Below are 23,560 nucleotides of genomic sequence, written 5' to 3' on the forward strand. Positions count from 1 at the left end.
TCCTAAGGGGGTTATGAGTTGTTTTCTTTTAAGTAAGTGATGATGTCTTGGAAAACTGGACGATTTTCTTCGTTGGCGTCTATGAGTTCTTGGTGTGCATCGAGAATATTTTTATGTTTTTCTTCTTCGCTCATGTTTTCACTCTTTAAAGTGTGCATGGGGATTTGCTGAGTCGAAGTGTTGGTGAAGTTGAGGATTTGGCTGATGCCTAAAGAATTAAAGTTCTTTTTGTTGGCTTCGTTGACATTGTTGAGCTCAACGGGGCAGGATTTCATGGTGCCCATTCTAGAAAGCATCGTGAGGATGCCCATGAAAGTACTATCCATGCCAGTGCATTCGAGCATATTGATGTCAATTTTTTGAGCAGAGCCTTCAATGGCCATCATGCAGAAGCTTCTAATGGCTTCGCTATTATCAAATGTACCTCGGCCTTTTACGGCGAGATGAGCAATATCTTTGTCCATACAAACAGTGATTGAGGCGCTTTGCATGATGATTCCTATTTGATCTAATGTGATTTATTAGCCATTAGAGTATACCCAAAATTTAATCCGTAAAAGTGGATAGGCGTTTTCTTACATAAAAAAACCTGCATTTAAAAATGCAGGTTTTTGTAGTAAGAAATTATTCTTGCTCTGAAGAGCCACCATCATTGATAATAGACTCAATAGCTTGGGATATTTTGGAGTGAAGAGCACTTTCAAAATATGTCCTATCTAAGCCGGGAGGCAAATGGAAACGTAAGTGCAGATCAAGCATGTTGCCGTCAGCAGGGGCTTGGGTGGCAGGCGTTTCTTTGTTATCCACGTCGTCGCTTTCTGATGCAGGAGTGATTTTCGATTCTTTGATTTCCAGAATATGGAGGTTATCTGGAAGTGAAATCTGGTCATCCATGTGCGCTATATAGAATGAGCTCTGAGGATCTTTCTCTAGTTTGATTGAAGCCTCTTGCAAACTTGCGGCTTCAGCAACAGAAGATACTTCGCCAAGAGGGAGGATGTATTTTTTTAGTGACATGTGTGTCTCCGTAAATTGTTTGGCATAGGAAAAGCACGAGTCGTGCCATCAAGTATTTTTGAGTGTGTAAAATATTGCCTTCTAGTTAATTATGTGTTAAAAACAGGAGCTTATCAAGTCTTGTAGTGAAAGTAATGGCGTCATAATGACGCATTACAGGGCGAAATGTCCGCTTATTTTGGCAGGAATGGCGTGATGTCTGCTTTCCGGCTATTCAGACTGCCTTGTTTGATTTTGAGGCATATAATCGATCTTTTTTCTTTATTGTCTCGTATTGTGTAAGGCAACTTCAGGTTGTTTGTTATGATTGGTATGAGTATCTTGTTGTCCTCAGCGTTCGAGCCTTCGATGATGACTTCTTCAATAACGTCAGGGTATTTACTTGATTGTGTGAAGGTGTTAAAGAAAATTCTTAAGTGTGATTCAGCTTGTTCACTATTAGAGTTGATACGAATCCAAATTTCATCACAGCCTTCTGAGTTTGAGTTTGATCCCTTCATTTCAATAGTTGAGTTCATCTGTAAAAAGAGATCTACAACAGAAGATTTCCGAGCAACAACTTCATTGCTATTTAACCAGCTCTCGAGAAGTGCATCACGATGCTCATTAAAACAATCGCGGTTATTGGGGAAGATTTTTAGTTGGCTAATTGCGCAGAACTCGTTTTGGATTTTGCGATCTTCGTAACAAAACTGGTGGTCTTTTGAGTTGGCTAACCATTGGCTAATCAAGACTTCGCGATAATCAAAAATGTTTTTGTAGAATGATTTTACATCTTCGTTATGGAGGAATTCCTTGATAGCGGCCTTGAGATCAGTTTTTGAAGCCCTGTTATATTTTTCTATGCTAAGAACTTGGACTTCTTTTTTACAGACGATGCTCTTCATGCGGTTGACGAGGTGAGCGACAGCACTGAGGTCACGCCATCCACATTTGTTGAAGAGGTCAGTATCATCAATAATAGCATTGAGCATGAGTGAGTATTCAATGAGCTCTCGTTCGGGGTTAATGAAATATTTGACCCCTGACCTGTAGACGGCTTGTTTTTTTTGGATTAAACGATTGAGAAGGCTAAAACCTTCAGAATTCAATGATTTGTTCTTGTGAAGTTCTGCCATTTGATCTTCGATTGAGTGAAGACTTTGGTTCTGACAACCATAACGATCGTTAATTGTGAAGGCTTGTTCGGCTATGATGACGTTGACAGATTGCACGTCTGCAATGGTGACCGTCATGCACTCTCTGGAGTTCATTTCCGACCTATGGTGATCGATAGCAGAGATCGTACGTACGCTTGGAGCAATTTTTATTTCGTCTAAATTACAGAAATCACGCAGTGTGACTGAACCAAGGGAGTCGCTGACCATGTCCGAACGGTGAATCACCCCGACAGGGATAAGTCGTTGTTTTTTATCGTGGAAGCAAACTGTGACGTGCTGATAGCCACGGAGCTTGTTCTTGATTTCAGTGGGTTCAGCTTTTGTACTAACGTAGTTGATTGTGTTGCCCAAAACTTCTTTTTTGACGGCAAGAGCGAGGTCCATGCGGTCATAGTAATTGCGACCAGCTTGTATTGAGGCACTTAAGTTGTCAAAAGCTTTGTTAAATGTGGCAAAGATTTTTGATCTCGCTAGAGAGAAGGCTTCGTTCTTGTAATCAAAGTTCTCTGGAGCAAGGAAAGAGTTCATGTGATCAACAAATTCACAGTAGTTCGAGTTCGAAACTTTATCCATGAATCTAAAGAAATCGAGGAAGCTGGTTTTACTACCGTGCTCGAGCTTTAACACCTTTTTCAAATAGAGGTCCAAGAGTTCGCAATCTTGGTGGTGGTAGCGCTGGAAGCTCATTTGACTGTCGCTTAAACTGCTGTTGAAGCTCTGGTCCAAGTACTCTTGTATTTCCTGATGAGTGATGGTGTCACGACTCATTAGCGCAGTGAAAGATGATATAAGTACTTTTTCGTATGAATGTATGGTGATGTTGAGCAGGCGCTGAATGCGACCTACCGTATCAACATCAGCTACGCGCCAGTCACCGAGGTAGTAGCCATCTTCATCCACCACGATTATGTGGTTAGTATTCCTTTCGTGTTGAAAGTCGCGGATGTTAGAATTGCCAGTTACACGAATCAATTTGTGTTGGTTGACAATATCCATTGCCACTGGGGATATGAGAGACTTATGTTTGGCGACTCGACTGAAAACGTTGGGGGTGAAAATTTTGTTGAAAAAATGCGAGATGAGCGGGCTGGGCTCTCCCTGAGGGACATTCCAGACAGTAAGTGTTTGGCCAACTTTACAAGAGAAGGCATCCAACCAGCCAATAAAAGATCCCGTGGTACTATCGAGGTCTGGGGGATTGTGCGCCGTGATATAGTGCGAGTTTGGGTAGTATTTGTCGTGGCCAATAGGAAAGTAGAGTTGGTACTCATCTCTTGGGATGTGTTTCCCACTGATTTTACCACGAATAACGAACTGTTCTGCTTCATTGAGACCTGAGTGTTGGTTTAACCAACGTTCAAAAGCAGTAACATTAAATTTGCCGTCAAGGACGTGGCTCTCGGTGATTTTTGCCGCATAATCAATCACTTCTCTGAGTAGGAATGAATTGCGAGGTTCGGCTTCAATAAGCTCTAAGAGTGTTTTGTTGACCAACTCATTTCTTACGATGCTATTTTTATTGAGAAACTCTTGTGTGCAAAAGTTATTGAGGATTTCGTCCGTGTTTTTGAAAGATTTTTTTTCAAAAACTGTGTCTCCGATGAGCATTTTTTTATTCCTTGAAGTGAGAGGCTTAACTTAGTGACATGTAAAAAAGAGAGTTTTAAATTAAATCATGTCATATTTTGGACTGGTGAAGATTAAGTTCAAGCATATTTTCCTATAAAATGCTTTATTTAGACAAAAAACAGATCAATAGTATACAGTTTTGTATTCTTAGAAGGCTAATTTCAAGGGGATTTAACAATGCCAATCAATTTATTTATTGCGTCAGCAGGGTATGGGAGTCGCTTGCGTCCAGTGACAAATTTGTACCCTAAACCTCTGTTGCCAATTGCGGGTCAAAGTTTGATAGATAGAATGATAGATCGAGTTTCTATGAGTGTGGATATCAATGAGATAGCTTTGAATGTTCACTATAAAAAAGAACAATTCGAAAAATGGAATGAAGCAAAGCAGTATCAATTTTTTGAAGAAGAAGAACTCTTAGGGACAGGTGGCGCAATATGGAATGCTCAAAACTTTTTCAAAAAACAGACAAGTCTGTTAATTAATGGTGATGTCTTGACTGATTTTGACTGGAAAGGGATGCTCGAATATCATGAAAATTCAGGGAATTTAGTCACCTTAGCCGTGCAAGATCGCGAGCATGAACGTCGAGTTGGAGCCTCTGGAAAAGGCGCGTTTATTTGCATCGATAAAGCAATGAAAGACCCTCGTGTCGAGTGTTGGTTCGGCTATGCCTGTGTGGTCTTGTACGAGCCAGGGTTTTTGAAATATTTACCTGCGGGGGAATCTCATGTTGTGCCTTTTTGGGAAGATGCACGTAATGCGGGTGAAAAAGTGGGCGTTTACGATATTGGGCGAGAGTCGGAATGGTTGGATTTGGGCAATGTGAATACATACGCCGCAGGTGTTTTAGAGAGTATGAATGGAGTGAAGAGGTTCTTTGCAGAACCTTTAAATATTCCATGGGATTGCCAAATAGACTCTTATTGTGTCGTTGAACAAGGCGTTGAAATTGGAGGCGATGTGCAACTCTCTAATGTTATTTTATTGCCTGGTACAAAGGTGGCTCAGGGAAGTCGACTGCAAAATTGTATCCTTGGGCCCGGGATGAAAGTTGATTTTGATTATACTGAGGCGAGTAAAAATAGCGATCTAGATACGATTGGTAATGGTGGTTCGGACAGGATTTACAGAAGGCGGGATGAGGGTGTCGTTTTAGACTACTCAAGCATTGATCATACAATTGAGCGTCAGAAAACACTTACACAGCGCTTGCTTGCAGAGAAAGTATCGGTCCCTCAAATTTATAATCACCGACCAAAAGCTAGGCAATTAGTTTTAGAAGATTGGGGGGATGATACTTTTCGTCTATGGTCTCAAGGTAAGACTCAAGAGCAAATTTTAGGCAAAGCTAAAGAATGCTTAGTTGAGCTTCATAAGTTCCAATCTATAGCGGAACCTTTGAGGGACAAAGTTTTTAATTTAGATGTCTTGATGTGGGAGAGTTCTTATTTTTTAGAGCGCTTTATTTTTCGTGTGGCAGGCTTGGAAGATGAATACAAAAAAAATCAGGCTCAAGTTGATGCGGAGCGCCTAAGTTTAGCGAATCAAGTGAATGGCTTAGATAAAGTTTTGATGCATCGCGATTTTCAGTCTGAAAATGTGATGATTCGTCAGGGGAGTGTAGGTTTGATTGATTTTCAAGGAGCGCATTATGGGCCCGCACTTTATGATGCGGCATCCTTCATTGGAGATCCTTACATGGATTATGATCTTGATTTACAAGAAGAGCTGAAAAACTATTATTTTTCAAAATGTGCTCATGTGACTGATACAAGTGAAAGTGACTATAACCGTTGTGCGATACAAAGGCACATGCAAGCCTTAGGTGCCTATGGTTTTTTAAGTCATATTCGAGGGAAAGGGAGTTTTGAGTTTTATATCCCCGTAGCATTAAAAATGTTAAATCGTGAGTTGGGGCTTCATCAAAATGAGTATGAAGCGCTATATTCATTGGTGCAAAGTGCTGCCGACAAACTTTCCATTAAAGTTAATTAGAGCGATAAAGATGAAAGTAGATTTAGAAAAAACTTTAGTGGTTGCGGTGTCCGCAACAGCTTTATTTGACATGAGTGAAGCGGATGACGTCTTTCAGGAAGCCTTCAAAGAAAACCCAGAAACTGCAGTAGAGAATTATCGTGCATACATGTTGAAGCGTGAAGAAGACGACTTAGCAGATGGGACGGCGATGCCTTTGGTGAGTGCACTCTTAGGGCTCAATCAGTATAAAAAACAGGGTGAAGTCCCCATTGTGGAAGTCGTTGTGATGTCGCGCAATAGTCCAGAGACGGGTGTAGTGGTTTTTAATAATATCAGAAGTCGTGGCTTAAATATTAGTCGACATGCTTTTACGGGGGGTGAATCAGTTGTGCCCTATTTAGAAGCCTATGATGTGGATCTCTTTTTGACAACGAATGTGCGAGATGCGCAAAAAGTTATCGATGCCAAAAGCTGTGCTTCTGCAATTGTACAAAAGCCACCACATACCTCCAATATCGAAGAAGGTCAGGTTCGCTTAGCTTTTGATGGTGACGCTGTCTTGTTTGATGATAGTAGCGAAATCGTCTTTAAAGCTCAAGGTCTCAAAGGTTTTTTTGATCATGAAGACGCCCATCAGGATGTGCCGATGCCCGAAGGACCCTACGCTCAGTTGTTACGAAGCATATCACAACTTCAGAGCCGTTTGCCCTTTAATGTAAAATCATCTCCCGTACGGATTGCGATTGTGACTGCCCGCAGTGCCCCTGCAGAAATGCGTGTAATTAAAACACTGCGGACTTGGGGCGTTTACGTGGACGAAGTTTTCTTTTTGGGTGGTCTAGATAAATCGAAAATTCTCAAGGCCTTCCGTCCCCATATTTTCTTTGAAGACCAAGATCTTCATTTAGAAGAAGCAGCCAAGTATGTGCCATCTGGCAAAGTACCTTATAAAAGTGAATCAGAGATTCATAAGTATTTATAGTCATATCTTTAGAGGAGTACAACTTTTAGTCAAGAGTTAGAGGTGACTTATTAAACTGTTTACTATAAAACTATAGCAGAAGTTTTTGGTGTCGTTTTTAGTTAAGGCTTCGATTTGATTGAATCCTGCTTGTTTTCATTTAAATCATATTTATGCTCAAGTGATATTTGCTAATTGTCTTAAAAAATCTTAGGGTTTTTCTATTTCATAATACCAATCAGCAACACCGTTTTTGCCCGCCTGTATGCTTACTGTAGAAGACCAAGCTACATGACCATCGGCCCATAAAATATTGAGACCATTTTTATGACGATAGCCAACAGCATTTTCAGAGGGAAGGAGTTTGGAGGCAATCAGCCAATCACTTCCATCCACAGAGTCAGCAATGACCCCTGTTTCCACAGCAGATTCGATTTCTGTTAATTTCACTGCAGGCTTGTTTGCAAATCGGTCATCACCAAAATTGATGTTATAAGCAGTTCCGGCCTCTTGGTTTGTGTAGCCAGTACCAAGTTCTGAGTTTGGACATCTGAATGGGGCTGAACCACCACCGGAACCGTTTCCTTCTGTATTGAGGTAGGATGCTACGTGCATTTTCCATCCTAGTCGGCTCGATTGATTAGGATGTGATGTGGATGGCATATATTCGTTGTCATCTACGTATAAATAAATTGAGGTGCCAATTTGTTTTTGCTGTGAATTACAAACGGCTTGCTGAGATGTTTTACGAGCTTTGCCAAGAGCAGGTAGAATCATTGATGCTAAAATACCTATTATAGCAATGACGACTAGGAGCTCGATGAGGGAGAATTGTCTAACTTTCATATCTATTTCCTTTTAAACTTATTGCAGGATGAATAGCGATATAGTTAGTTGTTTTGACAGCTCTATGAAAAAAAGTTTACTTTAAGGTTTGCTGACTTCATAATACCAATCCGGAGTTCCATTCTTTCCAGCTTGAATGGCTACAGTGGTAAACCACTGCACGTGACCATCCGCCCAAAGAATATTTAAACCATTTTTGTGACGATAACCAACGGCATCCTCGGATGGTAGAAGTTTTGAGGCAATAACCCAATCGGTACCATCCACAGAATCTGAGATTACTCCCGTTTGGACAGCGGATTCAATTTCATCTAATTTGACTGCTGGGCGGGCAGGGTAACGGTCATCACCCATTTTTATATTGTAAGCGGTGCCGGCTTCTTGGTTAGTGTAGCCAGTGCCCAGTTCAGAGTTTGGGCATCTAAAGGGGGCAGCGCCGCCTTCAGAACCATCTCCACTGGAGTTGATGTAAGGACCGAGGTGAACTTTCCACCCTAAACGACTGCTTTTAGTGGGGTGAGAAGCAGAGGGCATATATTCATTGTCATCTACATACATGTAGATGGCAGAGCCTAGTTGTTTTTGTTGAGATTTGCAGACGGCCTGTTGTGATGTTTTTCGAGCTTTTCCTAAAGTAGGTAGAAGAAGTGATGCAAGGATGCCAATAATGGCTACGACAAGCAAAAGTTCAATCAGTGTGAATTTATGTTTCATGTGCCTATTTTGCCTTAAGAATTGCCAATCATTAAATACAAAGAATATGACCTTTGTCTTAAAAACAAATTTTATGGAGGTTTTTCATCAAAATCATATGAGTATAGTATAAACTCAAGGCTTGTCGAAGAGGTAGTAGTAATGGTTTTCGCCATTTTTTCCTGCAGACATGAATTCTGTCGATTGCCAAGATACATGACCATCAACCCATGCCACATTGACACCACCTTTATGTCGATAGCCCACGGGCTTATCCTTAGTATTGGATGCGCTGTTATAATCAGTGTTGTCTAGGGAGTCAATAGTTGTTACTGTCTCAGTAGAATCTTCAATAGCACTTAATTGTTTTAAAGTATTGAAGGCTGCACCATTCGAATAAAAACGATTTGATCCAAAGTAACGGTTGTAAGCAGTTCCAGTCGCTTGATAAATGGTGCCTGAAATATTTTCTTGACTTGGGCAGTAAAATACTGATCCTTCAAAGTTGTCTCTATCTGTAGTGTCTATTTTTAGGTATTCTGCAATGTAGAGTTGCCAGCCTTTCCAGGTGTTTGATGTAGGATGATCAACTGTAGGGAAGTAATCATCATGATCATCGACGTACATGAAAATGGCAGTGTTCATCTGTTTATGTTGAGAGTTACATACAGCTTGTTGAGATTGTTTACGAGCTTTACCCAGAGCCGGTAGGATGAGGGAGGCTAAAATGCCAATGATCGCAATGACGACCAAAAGTTCGATGAGGGAGAATTTATTAGTTTTCATATCGGATTCCTTTGTAGTGCTTTGTTTCAAGAGGAATCGCAACGCAATGAAAGGTTTTGACAGTCTTTTCATTTTCATTTTATAATGACTTATCTGAGCACAGCTCTCATGAGTGGAGTTTAATAATAATCTGTTATTAAGAATGCTTGGGTAAATGTACTTTATATGTAATATTTAGTCTTTATGATCGTATTATTAGTATGTAGATATAGAAAAGGGCCCATGATTCTAAATAATATACAAGCAGCTGTTTTTGATATGGATGGCCTTCTTCTCGATACGGAGAGGATATGTTGTGAAATCTTGACGCAAGTCTTCAAAGAATATGATCAAGAATTATCTCTCGATGAGTATCGTTCTTTGATAGGTTTAAATAGTCGAGAAGTTCGTTTGCGAATCGCGCAAAAACTGGGGCCGACTCATGACTTGGAGCCATTCGTCAAGCTTTGGAAAAGTCGCTATTTTGTGCAAACAGTTGAGAAAGCGGCGCCCGTGAAACAAGGAGTTGTTGCTTTGTTGGAGTACTTGAAACAAGAAGAAATTCCGATGGTGGTGGCGACATCTACAGACCATGCAACAGCGGAAAAAAAGTTGGCCAAAGCGGGGCTAATAAAATATTTTTCTATTCTTGTTGGTGGAGATCAAATCGAGCATAGTAAGCCCGCTCCAGATATTTATTTAAGCGCGGCCCAAAAACTTGGAGTCGATTCATTAAATTGTTTGGCCTTTGAAGATTCACGTTACGGAGTGGAGGCGGCGTTGAATGCGGGCATGCAAACGATTCACATTCCCGATATGCTTGAACTTCCCCAGGGCTTACTTGAGCGTTGTGCGGGTGTTTATCGTGATTGCGGAGATTTTTTAAATATTTTCGATAAGGTAAATACTTAATTGAAACTTTTTCCCTTCTTTCTCTTTTTTACGCTCATGAGCTATGGGTGGTGTGCTGTTGATTTGATTGAGTCAAAATGTTGCCGATGCCATAAACCTGGAAAAGAAAAGGGTGGCTTAGATTTACAATCATTATTACCAAAAGAGCAAGGTCATTTGCGGTCACCGCAAAAATGGAAACGTGCTTGGAGCTATTTAAAGAGCCATGAGATGCCTCCGCAAGATAGTAAAAAAATCAGCTTAGAAGATCGGGAAAATATGACTGTTTGGCTCGAGGATAGCTTGAGTAAAACCTACATGTCCATAGATCCTGAAATTAGTGCTCTAAAACCTAGGCGTTTAAATAAGCAGGAGTACCAGAATACGCTTCAAGACTTGCTCTACCTCAGTAAGGCTCCGAGTTTAAACCTGCCTTCCGATAACTCTGGTTACGGCTTTGATAATATTGCCGAGCTCCTTAGTGTGACCTCACTTTCAATGGAAAAGTATTTGAAATATAGTAAACAAGTTCTTGATCAAGCCATTTTAGATGAATTACCCCAGCATAAAGAGTGGACTTTTGATGTCGAAAGTATGACGCGTTTGCCAAAAGCAAGTGGGCGAGTTATTGAAGATGTTCACCATGTGTGGGCGAATGGTAGTTTGTCGGTGAATTTCACTCTAAAGCATCAAGGTAAATACAGAATTCAGATGAAAGCAGAGGGAGACCAGGCAGGTGATGAAAAGGTCCAGGTTGAAATAGCAGTCAATGACAAGAAACTAAAAACTATTGATGTAAGTGCCGAAGAAACTAAAGCGGAAGGCTATTCTTTGGATGTGGACTTAGAACCTGGGACTCATAAAGTGAAGGTTTCCTTTATAAACGATTATAATCATCCTCTTCACGGCGATCGCAATTTCCATTTTCATAACTTAAAGATTAGTGGACCTCAAAAACTTCCTGCAATCCCTCAAAGCCATCAGCGCTTGGTACCAAAGGATCAAAAATTTGATGTGATTCTTAAACGTTTCATGGAGAGGGCCTACCGGCGTCCTGTAAGTGTGAAAGAATCAGAGAGCTTTAATCGAGTTTACAAGGAATTACGTGCTCAAGGAGATGGGCATTTGAAAGCTTTGAAAAGCTGTTTTTTGGCGGTCTTAGTTTCACCAAAATTTTTGTTTCGAGTCGAGCAAAAACCTAAAGCAGCAATAACAATGCTCAACGATTACGAGTTAGCTTCGCGTTTGTCATACTTTTTGTGGTCCAGCATGCCCGATGAAAGGCTTTTTCATTTAGCTCAAAAAAATGACTTGAATAAGGTCGAAGTTTTAAGGACCGAAGTGAAACGCATGCTGGAGTCTTATCGAGCAAAACAATTTGTGAAGAATTTTTCGGGTCAGTGGTTACAAGTGAGAAATTTAGAATTTGTGGATGTGAGTAACCGCAAATTCCCAGCTTGGAATGGCGGGCTTAAAGAGTCTATGAAAATGGAAGTCTACGCGTACTTCTCTTATGTGTTAGAAAATAACTTGCCGCTGAGTTTTTTTATCCGTGGGTATCAATTATTTATCAATGAAAAGCTGGCGAAGCACTATGGAGTTAAAGGTAAATATCAATGGAATATAAAAGCAGTCCCTGCTTTTGCGGGGCGCGATAGTATTTTGTCAACGGCATCTGTTTTAACAGTGACTTCAGAGGCGTCGAGAACAAGTCCCGTTAAACGAGGAAAATGGATACTGGAAGAAATGTTGGGTTTCACACCACCTCCGCCACCTCCCGGAGTTTCGGCTTTAGAAGAAGGTGATGAGAATCATGTGGGAATGACGATTTCTCAGCAACTTGCCAAGCATAGAGAAGATCCAGATTGCGCGGTTTGTCATTTGCGAATGGATCCATTAGGACTGAGTTTTGAAAACTACAATCCCATCGGCCAATGGCGCGATACTTATGAATTAGGGAAAGCGATTGATTTAGGAGGACGCTTACCCGACGGAAGTCAATTAAGTGGTTTGGCTGATGTGCAAAATTACTTAATGAATAACGAAACTGAGTTTCAGCATACAGTGATAGAAAAGCTAATGATATACGCCTTGGGTAGGGGCTTAGAGCCTGGTGATTATCGGACGCTTTATGAGATTCACCAAAAAACACTTGAAAACTCCTGTCGTCTCGAAGATGTTATTATAGAACTTGTTTTATCAAAAGTCTTTAGGTATAAATCTTAATATGAAAATCTTATCCAAGGTGAAAGTTATTTATGAATGCGTTTGATCAGTTTAGTCGCCGTCGAGTGATTCAAGTTGCGGGACTCGCCATGAGCTTGCCCTGGCTCGAGACTTTTGCAGATAAGAAACAGGATATAGCTAAAACACGAGCAGTATTTATTTTTCTGCCGAATGGAGTTTGGTCTCCTGACTGGAAGCCGGAGCAAGCAGGCGCCGGCTATACGATGCCAGCGAGTTTGAAAAGTTTAGAAGAGTACAGAAAAGATTTCCTTCTTCTGAGTAATCTAGGTCATGAAAAAGCTCGTTCGAATGGTGATGGCGCAGGTGATCACGCACGAAGTAGTGGGACCTTTTTAACGGCGCGTCAAATTCGTAAAACTTCCGGGAAAAATATCCAAGCAGGGGTATCATTTGATCAAGTTTTGGCATCGCAAATTAGAGGTGAATGTACTTTTGATTCCTTAGAATACTCCATGGAATCGGGGGGCGTGGCAGGTCAATGTGATTCGGGTTATAGCTGTGCTTATGTAAATAATATTTCTTGGGCCAATGCTCAACTTCCCTTAGCGCGCGAGAGTGGTGTACGCGATGCTTTTGAACGTTTATTTGGTGATCCAGAAGCTCATTTATCGAGAAGGCAAAAAGCCCTAGCACGAGCACGTCAAAGTTCAGTTTTAGATTTAGTTCAACAAGAAAGTCAAGATTTAATGAGAGTTGTGTCGAAGAGTGATCGACTAAAAATTGAAGAATACCAAGATGCGCTCAGAGATATGGAAAAAAGCATGATGATTGCTTCAGAAACAGACTTGGATGAAAGTTTTGAGGTGCCCGATTTTTCAACAGATAAAAGCTTTAGCTATCCTCGCAAAGTCAAACTATTTTATGATGTCATGACTTTGGCTCTCCAGACCAATAAAACTCGTGTGTCCACACTCATGCTCGGCCGTGGGGGTTCTAATTTACGCCATAAATCCCTCGGCGTTGAAGAAGGGCATCATTCCTTATCTCATCATCAAAATAAAGAGCATAAAATTGAGCAACTGAAAAAAATTGATCGCTATCATGTTGAGCACTTTTCTTACTTTCTTCAGAAGCTTAAAAGAGTTCAAGAAGGAGAGCAAAATTTACTCGATAATTCGATGGTGCTTTTTGGTTCCTGCATTCGCGATGGCAATCGCCATGATCACCATAACCTCCCATTGATTCTCGCAGGTAAAGGGCGAGGAGCTATCAAGAGTGGGGGACACAAAGTTTATGCGGAGGAAACCCCGCTCTCAAACCTGTTTCTCGGTATGTCTAATGCCTTTGGCACTCCTGTTCAGAAATTTGGAGACTCTACCGAGAGGATAGCTCTGGGGTCTTAGTTTAGGATAAAGGCAATGACGTCACTCGCGGAATAAGATGTTTTATCTCGAGTGAGCTTTGTTAAAAATGAAAAGTCCTCACCAGCCGTCAAGAGTGGCGGTTCTACGAAGTCTTTGCGTACTTGGCCTAATCCAACTGTGGCTAAGAGTGAATTGCACAAGCATTGACGTCCTTCGGTGTCTTGAAGCTCGCCACCCTTAGCGATGTAATTATCAGTATTTTCTGCGGGACAGCGATACTCGAGTTTACCTTCGTCATTCAAGCAGGCTTCGCGTAGGTAACCTAGGTCGCAGACGCGTCGACGTTCTACTGCAGTTTCTTGCTTGTGCCAAGTTTGCTTGATGATCTTGAAGGGATAGCCAGTGGGGGAAGCTTTGAAATCAGTGTAAATCTGTAAACCTTTGGAGGTGTTTTCGCTGCTCACCTGGTTTTTAATTTCAGTGGTGATTCCAGATTCTTCGCAATAGGCAAAGGCTGAACCTACTTGAATGCCTGAGGCTCCTAAATCTATTGCAGTTTCTAAAGCGTTTTTCTGAGCGAAAGAACCCGCTAGCCAAAATGGATAGTTGAGATTTTTGAAGCGTTCTAGGTCGACGGAATCTTTAGAACTAAAGGCCTCGGTAGTTTGGTCTTTGACCTTCCTCGGAGGAGCATTGTGGCCACCCGCTGAGTGTGATTCAATGATAAAGCCTTCAATAGAACCCGTGGCGCGCTTTATAAGTGTTTTTGCAACAATTTTACTGCTGATGATGGCTAAAAAAGCAGGTCTATTCAGCTCTGTATTTGGGCAGAATTCTTGTGGGTTAAATTCTTGATAGAAATCTTGTTCCTTTGAGGCGCCGCTTACAGGGATAGAGAGTCGACAGCATTCACCTTTACTCAGTTGATCTAAGATACCTGGGATAGCAATCGGAATTCCTGCGCCCATGAGTACGGCATCAACATTTGCGAGCATCGCACCGTAAAGTGCAGGAAGAAGTGGGAGCGAGATTTTTTCTAAATAGTTGATACCCACTTGACCACCAACCTGCTTAGCCAAGTAGACTTCACAAAAGTTAGCAGCAATGATGAGCTCTGTGAGTTCTGTCTTGAGCGGGATCGAGGCGAGTGGAGCTAGGCGATAGGGACGGTCCGCAACTTTTCCCTCAGCTAAGAAAAATTTAGAGATGATTTTTTCACTAATTGCCCTAATCGGGAAAGATTTAAGAGCTTTTAAAGTGTTGCGGTCGCCATTTTGTAGGCGACGAATCATGACATTTTCAATTGCTGTGCCAGAAACGACACCTAGTTGACCTTGTTGAGCTACGGCTTTGGCGAGTTTCCAGTCAGAGACTGCGATGCCCATGCCACCTTGGATGATTTTTGGTCAATGGCTTCCGTAAATCAGGTTAATACTCGTGGTTTGAGTTCCTTGTAAAGCCATCTCAAGAGTTCTCGTATAGGCGTTTCTCTTAAAATGGCATTTTGAATGGATGAGACGGTCTTTCTGCTGAGCCGTCTTAAATTACCTGCGAGTCTAAGAGGGTTGATTTTTTGAGCTGAATCCGCTAGTGAATTACGGAGTTTATCAGTTCGCTTTTCTTGCTTTATCTGGGCAGGATGAACCATATCGGGATTGCGAACTAAATTCAGCTCGTTAAAACTGCGTATAATATTATAAGCAGATACGATTGAACACATCTGTATTTTCATACTGGGTATGCTGGTTCCCCAAGCTTTAATTTCACCTAAGTCATTTTTGGTGTTATCAAATGCCTTTTCGAACTGCCATCGTCTTCTGTAAAGTTCTGCAATTAAACCAGGGGGTATATCTGTACTAAGCGTGGTTAAAAATCGATAAGTTTTTTGACGCTCGACATCATAATATACGATAAGGCGGAGCTTTTCGTTTTTTCTCTTGAGCTTTTTGGTAACAAGGAAATCCTTGAGTACATTAGTGTTGCTAGGGTCATTTTTATCCCACTGTAGTTTCTCCATTTTATCCCATGTCGAATTCTTTTTGGAGCGGGTAACTAAATAGTGCTTCTTTTTCATTTCATCAATAAGAAAACCTGCGCTAGACATAGCACGATCATAAACTGTAATCTTCTTATTTCTACACCATGAGCTTACTCTTTGATCTTCACAAAAATCTTTGAAATATGGTATCTCACTTTCTTTTTTACTGCCATCTGAGACAACTTTTACGGGCTCAAGGAAGCCTGTTCTTAAATCAGTGCCAAATATGTAACCTGCATTGGCTTTGTTCTTAGCCCCTGGTGCATTTTTAACATGACAGGCTCGTTTCATAAAGTGTCCGTCGTAGGCTACACAATCGTAGTCATCTAATTCATTGAAATCTTTTAGGTGATTAACGCCTTGATCCGAAATTTCCTTTTGTAAAAGCTTATTAAAAAATGGAGTCACCGCCATAACCATTCGGGCACGACGTTCAGACTCATTAGCGTCAAACCACGTACTCGAAGCAACCTGTTGTTCAAGAACTTGGTCAAGGTGTTGCAGAAAATGAAGACCGCTTTTGACTTGAATAGTCGCTCGTAAAATACTGAACAACAAAAAATCAATATCTGAGATTACCTGACATTTTCGTATCCAATCAGGATGTCTTTCAGCATCCCTCGCCATTTCATAAGCTCGTATTAAAATTGCTTTTAGCTGATTTTGAATCGTTTCGTTTCCGTTGCTCTGTAACATCTATAAACTCCTTGTTATTAAGTACTTACATAGTTTCGAAAATCACGTAAATGCTTATCTGTCAAGTCCTTATAGAAATATATCAAGAGTTTTTCTCAGTTTGTGACTTTTTGAGATTTCACAAAATAATCTGATTTAATTAAGTTTAGCTCAGAATCAGCGCTTACGGCTGCCTGGGATTGACATCAAGCACAGAGTTGGGAGTTATATACAGATGCCGTTGATTTTTGGTAATGTATTCATTGTATCCTCATTCTTAAAAATAAAGAAGAGAATAGAGCAATGACTTTACTTAAAATAAATTATTTACATATAAGTATTTAATTATTAATTCTTTATGTTGTTGATGTTGTCTAATCTATAGTGTACGATTATGGATGTTCATCCATAATCGTATAGTCACTCTAAGGGAATCTAACTAGCCATGTTATACATAAGCTCGATTTCATCTTCATGGAGTTCATAAAAGATGGTACTCGCTTGTGTGATTTCTTCTACAGCATTATCGTGACTCGTATGGTAGTGTTTGATGATCACTGGATGCTTATTTATATAACCGTCATAAGCTGAGTCTTTATTGGCCATCTCCAGAGCACAATGATTTTCTAGGGCAATTTTTTGTAGGATAGCGTGTTTAGCTTCAGTGCCGATGAATGAGTCAGTTATCAGTCGTTCTCGACAAAAATTCTTAATGTCGCTAGGTTTAAGTTTAGACAGTGAGCTAATCATTCTTTTGATCATAAAAGTCATTCGACGAGTTTCTTGATTAAGAGAATCATTCATTTGATCATGGTACCATTCCTCCCAATTATTTTCATTACCCATTTTTTGTTCATTTTGAAGTTCTTTCATGATATGGGGTAAGTCAGGTTTATGTTCGGGTAAGAGGCGGGATCCAAAATCAAGTAAATGACATAAAAGATCTTGGCTTTGAAAGTGACCTGCATTAGATAAAACAGAAAACTCACTATTGCTTAAATGAATGTGATTCATGGTATAACTCCTTTTATTTTACTGAATAATAAAAGGAGTTCTTACGCAAGTTATAAAAGCTAGATTTAACAGATTTGTAATTTTTCTCTGTGTAAAGCCTTGCTAAGCTTATTGCGGAGGCTGTTGTTGGAGTTGCTGCTGGCGACGTTGTTCACGTTCCTGCTGCTGCTGTTTAGCGCCTTCAATACGTTGAACGAAAGCACGGAGTTCGCCATAGCCTGGGTAAAGACGTAAGCCACTGTGGTAGATTTTTAAGGCTTGTTCATGCTGTCCCATTTTCTCCATGGTGAGGCCCCAGTTGCGAAAGACTTGAGGCGGGCAGTTAGGGAGTTGTGCTGCTTTTGCAAAGTGCTTTTGAGCTTCCATATAACGCGCTTCTTCAGCGAGGAGCTGACCGATCATGTACTGGAATTGTGCCAGCTGTGGATATTGAGATATGATGATGCGCAATTCTTTTTCAGCAAGATCATTTTTACCTTGGCGTGAATAGAGTGTGGCCATAGCGCTTCGGGCTGGGTGGAAGAGTTTGTCCACTTTTAAAGAGGCGCGATAGAGATCAAGAGCTTCTTCTTGCTGACCTTTACGTTCATTGAAAATACCATAACGTAAGAGCCCGCCCGGTGAGTCACCAGTGCTTTCATTGGCTTGGATGAATTCGTCTTCGGCCTTTTTGCGAGCATTTCGATCTTTGCTTGGGAAATCGGCATCAGCAATAGAAGAGAGAACAAATGCGGCTTCTTGACGAACACTACGAATTTTATCTTTGAGTATAGGAGTTAAAAGACGAAGTTTTTCAGCGGCCGAGAGTGGATCACAAATTTCAACTGCAGCATAACGAACGAGATCAGAAGGATCTGTAAGTTGCTTTTCAATCAGACGAACGACTTCTAGAGAATAAGTAGCGGGCAATTCCGAAAGGATCGCCGCACGTCCCATCTCTGGAGTGAGTTCAGGAGTCTTTAAGAGTTGCAAGGCGCGTTCAACGGAGCCAGGCTCATTATTGCGTAGGCTGAGAAGAACTTCACTGAAGTGAGCCTTTCTTGTGGGGCCATAATTCTTTTCGATGGCCTGTGCTGCCCAGTTGAAAGTACGGTCAGTGTGGCAGTCATTACATGCATTAGAGGTATTATAACGCTGGCTTAAGTCAGGTCGAGGAATACGGAATGAGTGATCGTGACGGAAGTCAACACCCATGTAAAAACGTCCAGGCATGTGGCAGTTGATGCATTTAGAGTCTTCAGCATCTGTATGGAAAGTGTGTTTTGGCGTGTCGTATTGATCAGGAAGATGACATTGCGTACAAGTTTTATTGCCGGGGAACTTAGTTTTACCTGAGTGAGGGTTATGGCAGTCAGAGCAACGAAGGCCAAAGCGGTGGTGACGACTTTGTGTGAATGAACCGTAAACAAATACTTCTGTTAATATCTGGCCGTCAGCTTGATACTGACCATTGCGTGCGAGGTTCATCGCGTAGTTGTCGCCAATTGCTCCGTGTGGATTAGCGGCGTGATCAAGGCGGCTACGAAGGCCGTGACAAGGGGCACAGCGATTGAGTTCTTCTTGTTGAGTTGTTCCGGATTTTTTTGTGAGTTTGATGAGGTCATCAACAATGCTTTTATCGCCCTTGTAATGATCTACGTGATTTTTCCCTGGGCCGTGACAAGATTCGCATGAGACAAAGCCTTCGGAATAATTGGTGTTAAATGAGTTGCTAGCACGATCATAGTTCACTTGAGTGTTGGTTGTATGGCAGTCGGCGCATTGTGAGTTCCAAGTCATGCCTTGACCTGTCCAGTGAAGCCAATCGCCTGCAGGGGGATTTTCATTCTTGTAGAGATGGTACCATTCTTTTTTATTAGTATCCCAAGCAGTATGCAAGCATTGAATTCTATTGCCAGGCATTTTGACCATGTATTGCTGTAGAGGTTCATGACCTAAAACGTATTCGACTTTGTAGCTCACCATTTCGCCTTTTTCATTGTCGGTTTCGACCATGAAGTCACCATTTTCGGCGCGGTAAAAACGGTGCGTAACGCCATTGACTTCTAGAGTTTGATTATCGAAGTTAGCTAAGACAGTCTTCTCGTCTGCGAGAGCCATCGCTTTTTCGTGGTCAGAGCCTAGCCATTCTTCATGTTCTTTTTGGTGGCATTCTGCGCAAGTTTTAGCCCCCACAAAATTGGCGTGTGGGTCATTGCTATCGCTTTTCTGCGTACTTGTTTGTTCTTGAGTTTTTGGTGCGGGACTCGGTTTCGAGTTGCTCTTGTTATCACAAGAAAGGAAGAGAAAGAAAATGATGGAGAGAGTGAAAGAGGTGAAAAACTTGCTCACGTAATTAATCCTAATTGGTTTTTCGTAAAAATAGAGAAGGCTCCACATTGGGAGCCTCTATCAAAATAAGTGCTTATTGAGTTTAATTCAACTGCTTAAATGTTGAGTGAGTAAGCAGATTGAAATATATTTAATCTTTCTTTAAAGGAAAGTTCGACATCGCCTACAGCTTTGCTGCAACAAGTGAGGACTTCATCTTTCCCGAGTATATACATGCTGGACTCAATATTTTCTACATCGCCCTTTACAACAGTAGCTTTGCAAGCTCCGCAAAAACCGGAGCGGCAGCTGTAGTTAACATCGAGATTTTGAGCTTCGAGCTCTTCAAGGAGACTGATGTCTCCTTGTGCTTCAAAGCAGTGTGCGTCTTCTACGTGGATCTTAGACATAGTTAGAAATCAAAGTCGTCGAAGGCATCTTCCGATACTTCGCTATCGATTTGTCCAACGAGGTAAGAACTGAGTTCAACTTCCTGTGGTGCCACTTGTACAGCGTCAGAGGAGAGCCAGCTATTCATCCACGGAAGTGGATTTTGTGTTGTTGGGAAAACGTTTTTGTAGCCAGATGCTTTAAGGCGAACATTAGTAATGTACTCAACGTAATCACCAAGGATGTCAGCATTTAAACCAATCATTGAACCATCGCGGAAGAGGAATTTTGCCCATTCTTTTTCCTGCTCAGCAGCAGAAGAGAAAATTTGGTAAACTTGACCTTCGCATTCAGCGGCGATTTCAGCCATCTCGGGGTCATCTTTTCCTTCGCGGAAAATTTGAATCATCTGCTGAGTCCCAGTGAGGTGAAGAGCTTCATCGCGAGCAATGAGTTTAATGATCTTTGCATTGCCTTCCATAACTGCGCGTTCCGCAAAAGCAAAACTACAAGCAAAGCTGACGTAGAAGCGGATGGCTTCCAGCACGTTGACTGAAACAACGGTCAAGAAAAGGCGACGCTTGAGTTCGCGCATATTAACGACAACTGGAACATCGTTGATCATGTGGGTACCTTCACCTAGGAGGTTGTAGTAACACTGGAGTTCGATGAAGCTATCGTAGTAGTGAGAAACTGATGAGGCGCGCTGAATGATGCTTTCGTTATTGACAATATCGTCAAAAATTTCTGAAGGATCATTGACGATGTTACGAATAATATGTGTGTAACTGCGCGAGTGAATTGTTTCAGAGAAAGCCCATGTCTCAACCCAAGTTTCGAGCTCAGGAATAGAGATGACGGGGAGGAAAGCGACGTTTGGCGAGCGTCCCTGGACACTATCGAGGAGTGTTTGGTACTTGAGGTTAGACAAGAAAATGTGCTTCTCGTGAGCCGGTAGTTTTTTGAAGTCCGCACGATCGCGGCTCAAGTCGACTTCTTCTGGGCGCCAGAAGAAGGAGAGCTGCTTCTCGATAAGCTGTTCAAAAACAGGGTGTTTTTGTTGGTCGTAACGGGAGACGTTCACGTTGTTGCCAAAGAACATAGGTTCTTTGAGGGGGTCGTTTGGGACCTGACTGAAAATTGAATACTGCATGATTTATCCTATTGAACTCTTTAAATTTTGCATGCGCCACCAGCACAGCCATCGTCTTCTTCTTGGGAATCACCAGCACCATCACGTGTATTGTGGTAGTACAGGGTTTTGACGCCGTATTTGTAAGCAGTAAGTAAGTCCGTCAGGAGAGTTTTCATCGGAACCATGTTACCTTCAAATTTGGAGGGGTCGTAGTTTGTGTTGGCAGAAATTGTTTGGTCAATGAACTTTTGCATGATCGCTACGAGTTGGAGGTAACCCGTATTATTTGGCATCTGCCAAAGAAGTTCATAGTAAGATTTATATTTTTCGATTTCAGGAACAACTTGCTTAAGGATGCCGTCTTTACTCTGCTTCACAGCAATGAGACCACGAGGGGGTTCGATGCCGTTTGTTGCATTGGAAATTTGGCTAGATGTTTCAGAAGGCATGAGCGCAGAGAGCGTACTGTTGCGCATACCGTGTTTTTTAACATCTTCTTTGAGTTGATCCCAATCGAGGTGAAGGTCTTCGTTACAGAAATCATCAACAGAACTTTTATAGGTGTCTGTGGGCATGATTCCCTGTGAGTAAGTCGTCTCGTTAAACTTAGGACAAGGACCGAGTTCTTGGGCTAACTTACAAGAAGCCTTAATGAGGTGGTACTGAAGGGATTCAAATGTTTTGTGCACCAAGTTGTTGGCACTGCCATTTGAATAGAAGACACCATTTTTCGCGAGGTAGTAAGCAAAGTTAATGACGCCAATCCCGAGGGTACGACGATTGAGTGATGAATTGCGAGCTGCGGGCACAGGGTAGTCCTGATAATCCAAGAGGCTATCGAGAGCACGAACGGCTAGCTCAGTTAATTCTTCCATTTCATCGAGGCTTTCGAGTGCGCCAAGGTTAATGGCGGAAAGAGTACAAAGAGCAATTTCACCATTTTCGTCATTGATGTGTTCGAGAGGCTTAGTTGGAAGCGCGATTTCTAGGCAGAGGTTACTCTGTCTGATAGGAGCGACATCAGCTTGGAATGGGCTGTGAGTATTGCAGTGGTCGACATTTTGTAGATAAATGCGGCCCGTACTTGCACGTTCTGAAGCAAAGAGGGAGAAAAGCTCGATAGCTTTCATTGTTTCTTTCTGGATGCTCGGATCATTCTCGTACTTAATATAGAGCTCTTCGAATTTCTCTTGGTCTTCGAAGAATGCATCGTAGAGACCTGGAACATCGCCAGGACTGAAGAGAGTGATATTGCCTTTTTTGACGAGGCGCTCATACATGAGTTTGTTGAACTGTACGCCGTAGTCGAGGTGACGAACGCGGTTTTCTTCAACACCACGGTTATTCTTTAAGACGAGCAGAGATTCAACTTCACGGTGCCATAAGGGGTAGAAAACCGTTGCCGCGCCGCCACGAACACCACCTTGTGAACAACTTTTAACGGCTGTTTGGAAGTGTTTATAGAAGGGGATACAACCTGTGTGGAAGGCTTCGCCATTGCGGATGGGGCTGCCGAGGGCGCGAATGCGACCGGCGTTGAGACCAATGCCTGCACGTTGGCTGACGTATTTTACAATAGCACTTGAAGAAGCATTGATCGAGTCGAGTGAGTCACCGCATTCGATGAGAACGCAGGAACTAAACTGACGAGTAGGTGTACGGACACCCGCCATGATTGGCGTAGGCAGAGAGATTTTGAAATTGGAAGCCGCATCATAGAAACGGATGATATAATCCATACGCGTTTCTTTTGGGTATTTAGAGAAGAGGCAAGCACCCACAAGCATGTAGAGGAACTGAGGACTTTCGTAGATAGCGCCTGTAACGCGGTTTTGCACGAGGTATTTACCTTCGAGCTGTTTTACGGCTGCATAAGAGAAGTTGAGGTCACGCCAATGGTCAAGAGCATTTTCCATTTCGTTGAATTCGTCTTCTGTATAGTCTTCGATTAAATGCTTATCGTATTTCCCGTCTTCTACAAGTTTAGTAACGTGCTCAAAAAGCGGGGGCGGATCGAATTGGCCATAGGCTTTTTTGCGTAGGTGAAAAATAGCAAGACGAGCAGCAAGGTATTGGTAGTCGGGGCTCTCTTCAGAAATCAAGTCAGCTGCGGATTTAATCATCGTCTCGTGGATGTCTTCTGTCGTAACACCATCATGGAATTGGACATGCGATCGCAATTCTACTTGTGATACACTGACGTGATTGAGGTCTTTGGCGGCCCAGTCGATAACTCGGTGGATTTTTTCAAGATCAATGGGCTCGCGAGTGCCGTCTCTCTTGGTGACTTGGATGTTTGAAGTCATAGTTTCTCTACTCTACTCTCTTTTTTGGCTAATAAGAATTAGTCGGATTATTTTTAAGTGCTTGATTTCTACTGTGAGAATGGCTTATAAGGTGCAGAACTTGTTCATACTTAGGCTAAGCTAAGATCGGATTTTCGCGATGAAAAGTTATGAAGAAATTTTGGCTGATTGAGTCATCCTTAATTAAGTTTATCATGCT

At 41.8% G+C, this 23,560-nt stretch carries 18 protein-coding genes; 5 read left to right on the forward strand and 13 right to left on the reverse strand.

The window, feature by feature from the left end; all coding sequences use genetic code 11:
• Positions 1-11: 11 nt before the first annotated feature.
• From LNTAR_RS10700 to LNTAR_RS10710, 3 genes are all read right to left on the reverse strand, one after another.
• A complete protein-coding gene (locus LNTAR_RS10700) occupies positions 12-491 on the reverse strand; it encodes an STAS domain-containing protein (protein WP_007278714.1) in 480 nt (159 codons plus the stop codon).
• 133 nt (positions 492-624) lie between these two features.
• Positions 625-1,017: a hypothetical protein gene (locus LNTAR_RS10705; RefSeq protein WP_007278715.1), complete on the reverse strand. Its 393-nt coding sequence runs from the start codon at positions 1,015-1,017 to the stop codon at positions 625-627.
• A gap of 173 nt (positions 1,018-1,190) precedes the next feature.
• Entirely contained in the window at positions 1,191-3,785 is a 2,595-nt protein-coding gene (locus LNTAR_RS10710) for a hypothetical protein (protein WP_007278716.1), read from the reverse strand.
• A 198-nt stretch (positions 3,786-3,983) separates the two neighbouring features.
• On the opposite strand from LNTAR_RS10710, the gene LNTAR_RS25555 reads away from it, so the two are divergent.
• Both LNTAR_RS25555 and LNTAR_RS10720 read left to right on the forward strand, forming a co-directional pair.
• Positions 3,984-5,804, forward strand: coding sequence for a sugar phosphate nucleotidyltransferase (locus LNTAR_RS25555; RefSeq protein ID WP_007278717.1), 1,821 nt, complete (start codon positions 3,984-3,986; stop codon positions 5,802-5,804).
• A 10-nt stretch (positions 5,805-5,814) separates the two neighbouring features.
• Positions 5,815-6,768 carry a 5'-nucleotidase gene (locus tag LNTAR_RS10720; RefSeq protein WP_007278718.1) on the forward strand — a complete coding sequence of 318 codons (954 nt, stop codon included), beginning with the start codon at positions 5,815-5,817 and terminating at the stop codon, positions 6,766-6,768.
• 189 nt (positions 6,769-6,957) lie between these two features.
• On the opposite strand, the gene LNTAR_RS25560 is transcribed toward LNTAR_RS10720, so the two are convergent.
• The 3 genes from LNTAR_RS25560 to LNTAR_RS25570 form a co-directional block, all read right to left on the reverse strand.
• Positions 6,958-7,593 (reverse strand): prepilin-type N-terminal cleavage/methylation domain-containing protein, encoded by a 636-nt coding sequence (locus LNTAR_RS25560; RefSeq protein WP_007278719.1) that lies wholly within the window; start codon positions 7,591-7,593, stop codon positions 6,958-6,960.
• A gap of 81 nt (positions 7,594-7,674) precedes the next feature.
• Complete coding sequence (locus LNTAR_RS25565) at positions 7,675-8,307, reverse strand: prepilin-type N-terminal cleavage/methylation domain-containing protein (RefSeq protein ID WP_007278720.1); 633 nt, start codon at positions 8,305-8,307, stop codon at positions 7,675-7,677.
• Positions 8,308-8,421: 114 nt separating this feature from the next.
• Positions 8,422-9,072: a prepilin-type N-terminal cleavage/methylation domain-containing protein gene (locus LNTAR_RS25570; protein WP_007278721.1), complete on the reverse strand. Its 651-nt coding sequence runs from the start codon at positions 9,070-9,072 to the stop codon at positions 8,422-8,424.
• A 222-nt stretch (positions 9,073-9,294) separates the two neighbouring features.
• On the opposite strand from LNTAR_RS25570, the gene LNTAR_RS10740 reads away from it, so the two are divergent.
• From LNTAR_RS10740 to LNTAR_RS10750, 3 genes are read left to right on the forward strand one after another with little or no spacing between them, the layout of a single operon-like run.
• Positions 9,295-9,963, forward strand: coding sequence for an HAD family hydrolase (locus LNTAR_RS10740; RefSeq protein ID WP_007278722.1), 669 nt, complete (start codon positions 9,295-9,297; stop codon positions 9,961-9,963).
• Positions 9,964-12,168 (forward strand): DUF1592 domain-containing protein, encoded by a 2,205-nt coding sequence (locus LNTAR_RS10745; RefSeq protein WP_007278723.1) that lies wholly within the window; start codon positions 9,964-9,966, stop codon positions 12,166-12,168.
• 32 nt (positions 12,169-12,200) lie between these two features.
• Entirely contained in the window at positions 12,201-13,532 is a 1,332-nt protein-coding gene (locus LNTAR_RS10750; protein WP_007278724.1) for a DUF1552 domain-containing protein, read from the forward strand.
• Here LNTAR_RS10750 and LNTAR_RS10755 read toward each other — a convergent pair.
• The 7 genes from LNTAR_RS10755 to nrdA all read right to left on the reverse strand — a co-directional run bounded on the left by LNTAR_RS10755 (position 13,529) and on the right by nrdA (position 23,361).
• On the reverse strand, positions 13,529-14,878 hold the full coding sequence (locus LNTAR_RS10755) for a nitronate monooxygenase (protein WP_007278725.1): 1,350 nt from the start codon (positions 14,876-14,878) through the stop codon (positions 13,529-13,531). The genes LNTAR_RS10750 and LNTAR_RS10755 overlap by 4 nt on opposite strands.
• A gap of 38 nt (positions 14,879-14,916) precedes the next feature.
• Positions 14,917-16,227 (reverse strand): transposase, encoded by a 1,311-nt coding sequence (locus tag LNTAR_RS10760; RefSeq protein ID WP_007278726.1) that lies wholly within the window; start codon positions 16,225-16,227, stop codon positions 14,917-14,919.
• Positions 16,228-16,641: 414 nt separating this feature from the next.
• Positions 16,642-17,220: an MjaI family restriction endonuclease gene (locus LNTAR_RS10765; RefSeq protein WP_007278727.1), complete on the reverse strand. Its 579-nt coding sequence runs from the start codon at positions 17,218-17,220 to the stop codon at positions 16,642-16,644.
• A gap of 108 nt (positions 17,221-17,328) precedes the next feature.
• Entirely contained in the window at positions 17,329-19,551 is a 2,223-nt protein-coding gene (locus LNTAR_RS10770) for a multiheme c-type cytochrome (RefSeq protein WP_162026388.1), read from the reverse strand.
• A gap of 95 nt (positions 19,552-19,646) precedes the next feature.
• Positions 19,647-19,940, reverse strand: coding sequence for a 2Fe-2S iron-sulfur cluster-binding protein (locus LNTAR_RS10775; RefSeq protein ID WP_007278729.1), 294 nt, complete (start codon positions 19,938-19,940; stop codon positions 19,647-19,649).
• A 2-nt stretch (positions 19,941-19,942) separates the two neighbouring features.
• Positions 19,943-21,073, reverse strand: a complete 1,131-nt coding sequence (nrdB, locus tag LNTAR_RS10780; protein ID WP_007278730.1) for a class Ia ribonucleoside-diphosphate reductase subunit beta — start codon at positions 21,071-21,073, stop codon at positions 19,943-19,945.
• 20 nt (positions 21,074-21,093) lie between these two features.
• Positions 21,094-23,361, reverse strand: a complete 2,268-nt coding sequence (nrdA, locus tag LNTAR_RS10785) for a class 1a ribonucleoside-diphosphate reductase subunit alpha (RefSeq protein ID WP_007278731.1) — start codon at positions 23,359-23,361, stop codon at positions 21,094-21,096.
• Between the last annotated feature and the right edge of the window lie 199 nt (positions 23,362-23,560).

Origin of the sequence: Lentisphaera araneosa HTCC2155 (assembly GCF_000170755.1) — a bacterium.
Taxonomy (GTDB): Bacteria; Verrucomicrobiota; Lentisphaeria; order Lentisphaerales; family Lentisphaeraceae; genus Lentisphaera; species Lentisphaera araneosa.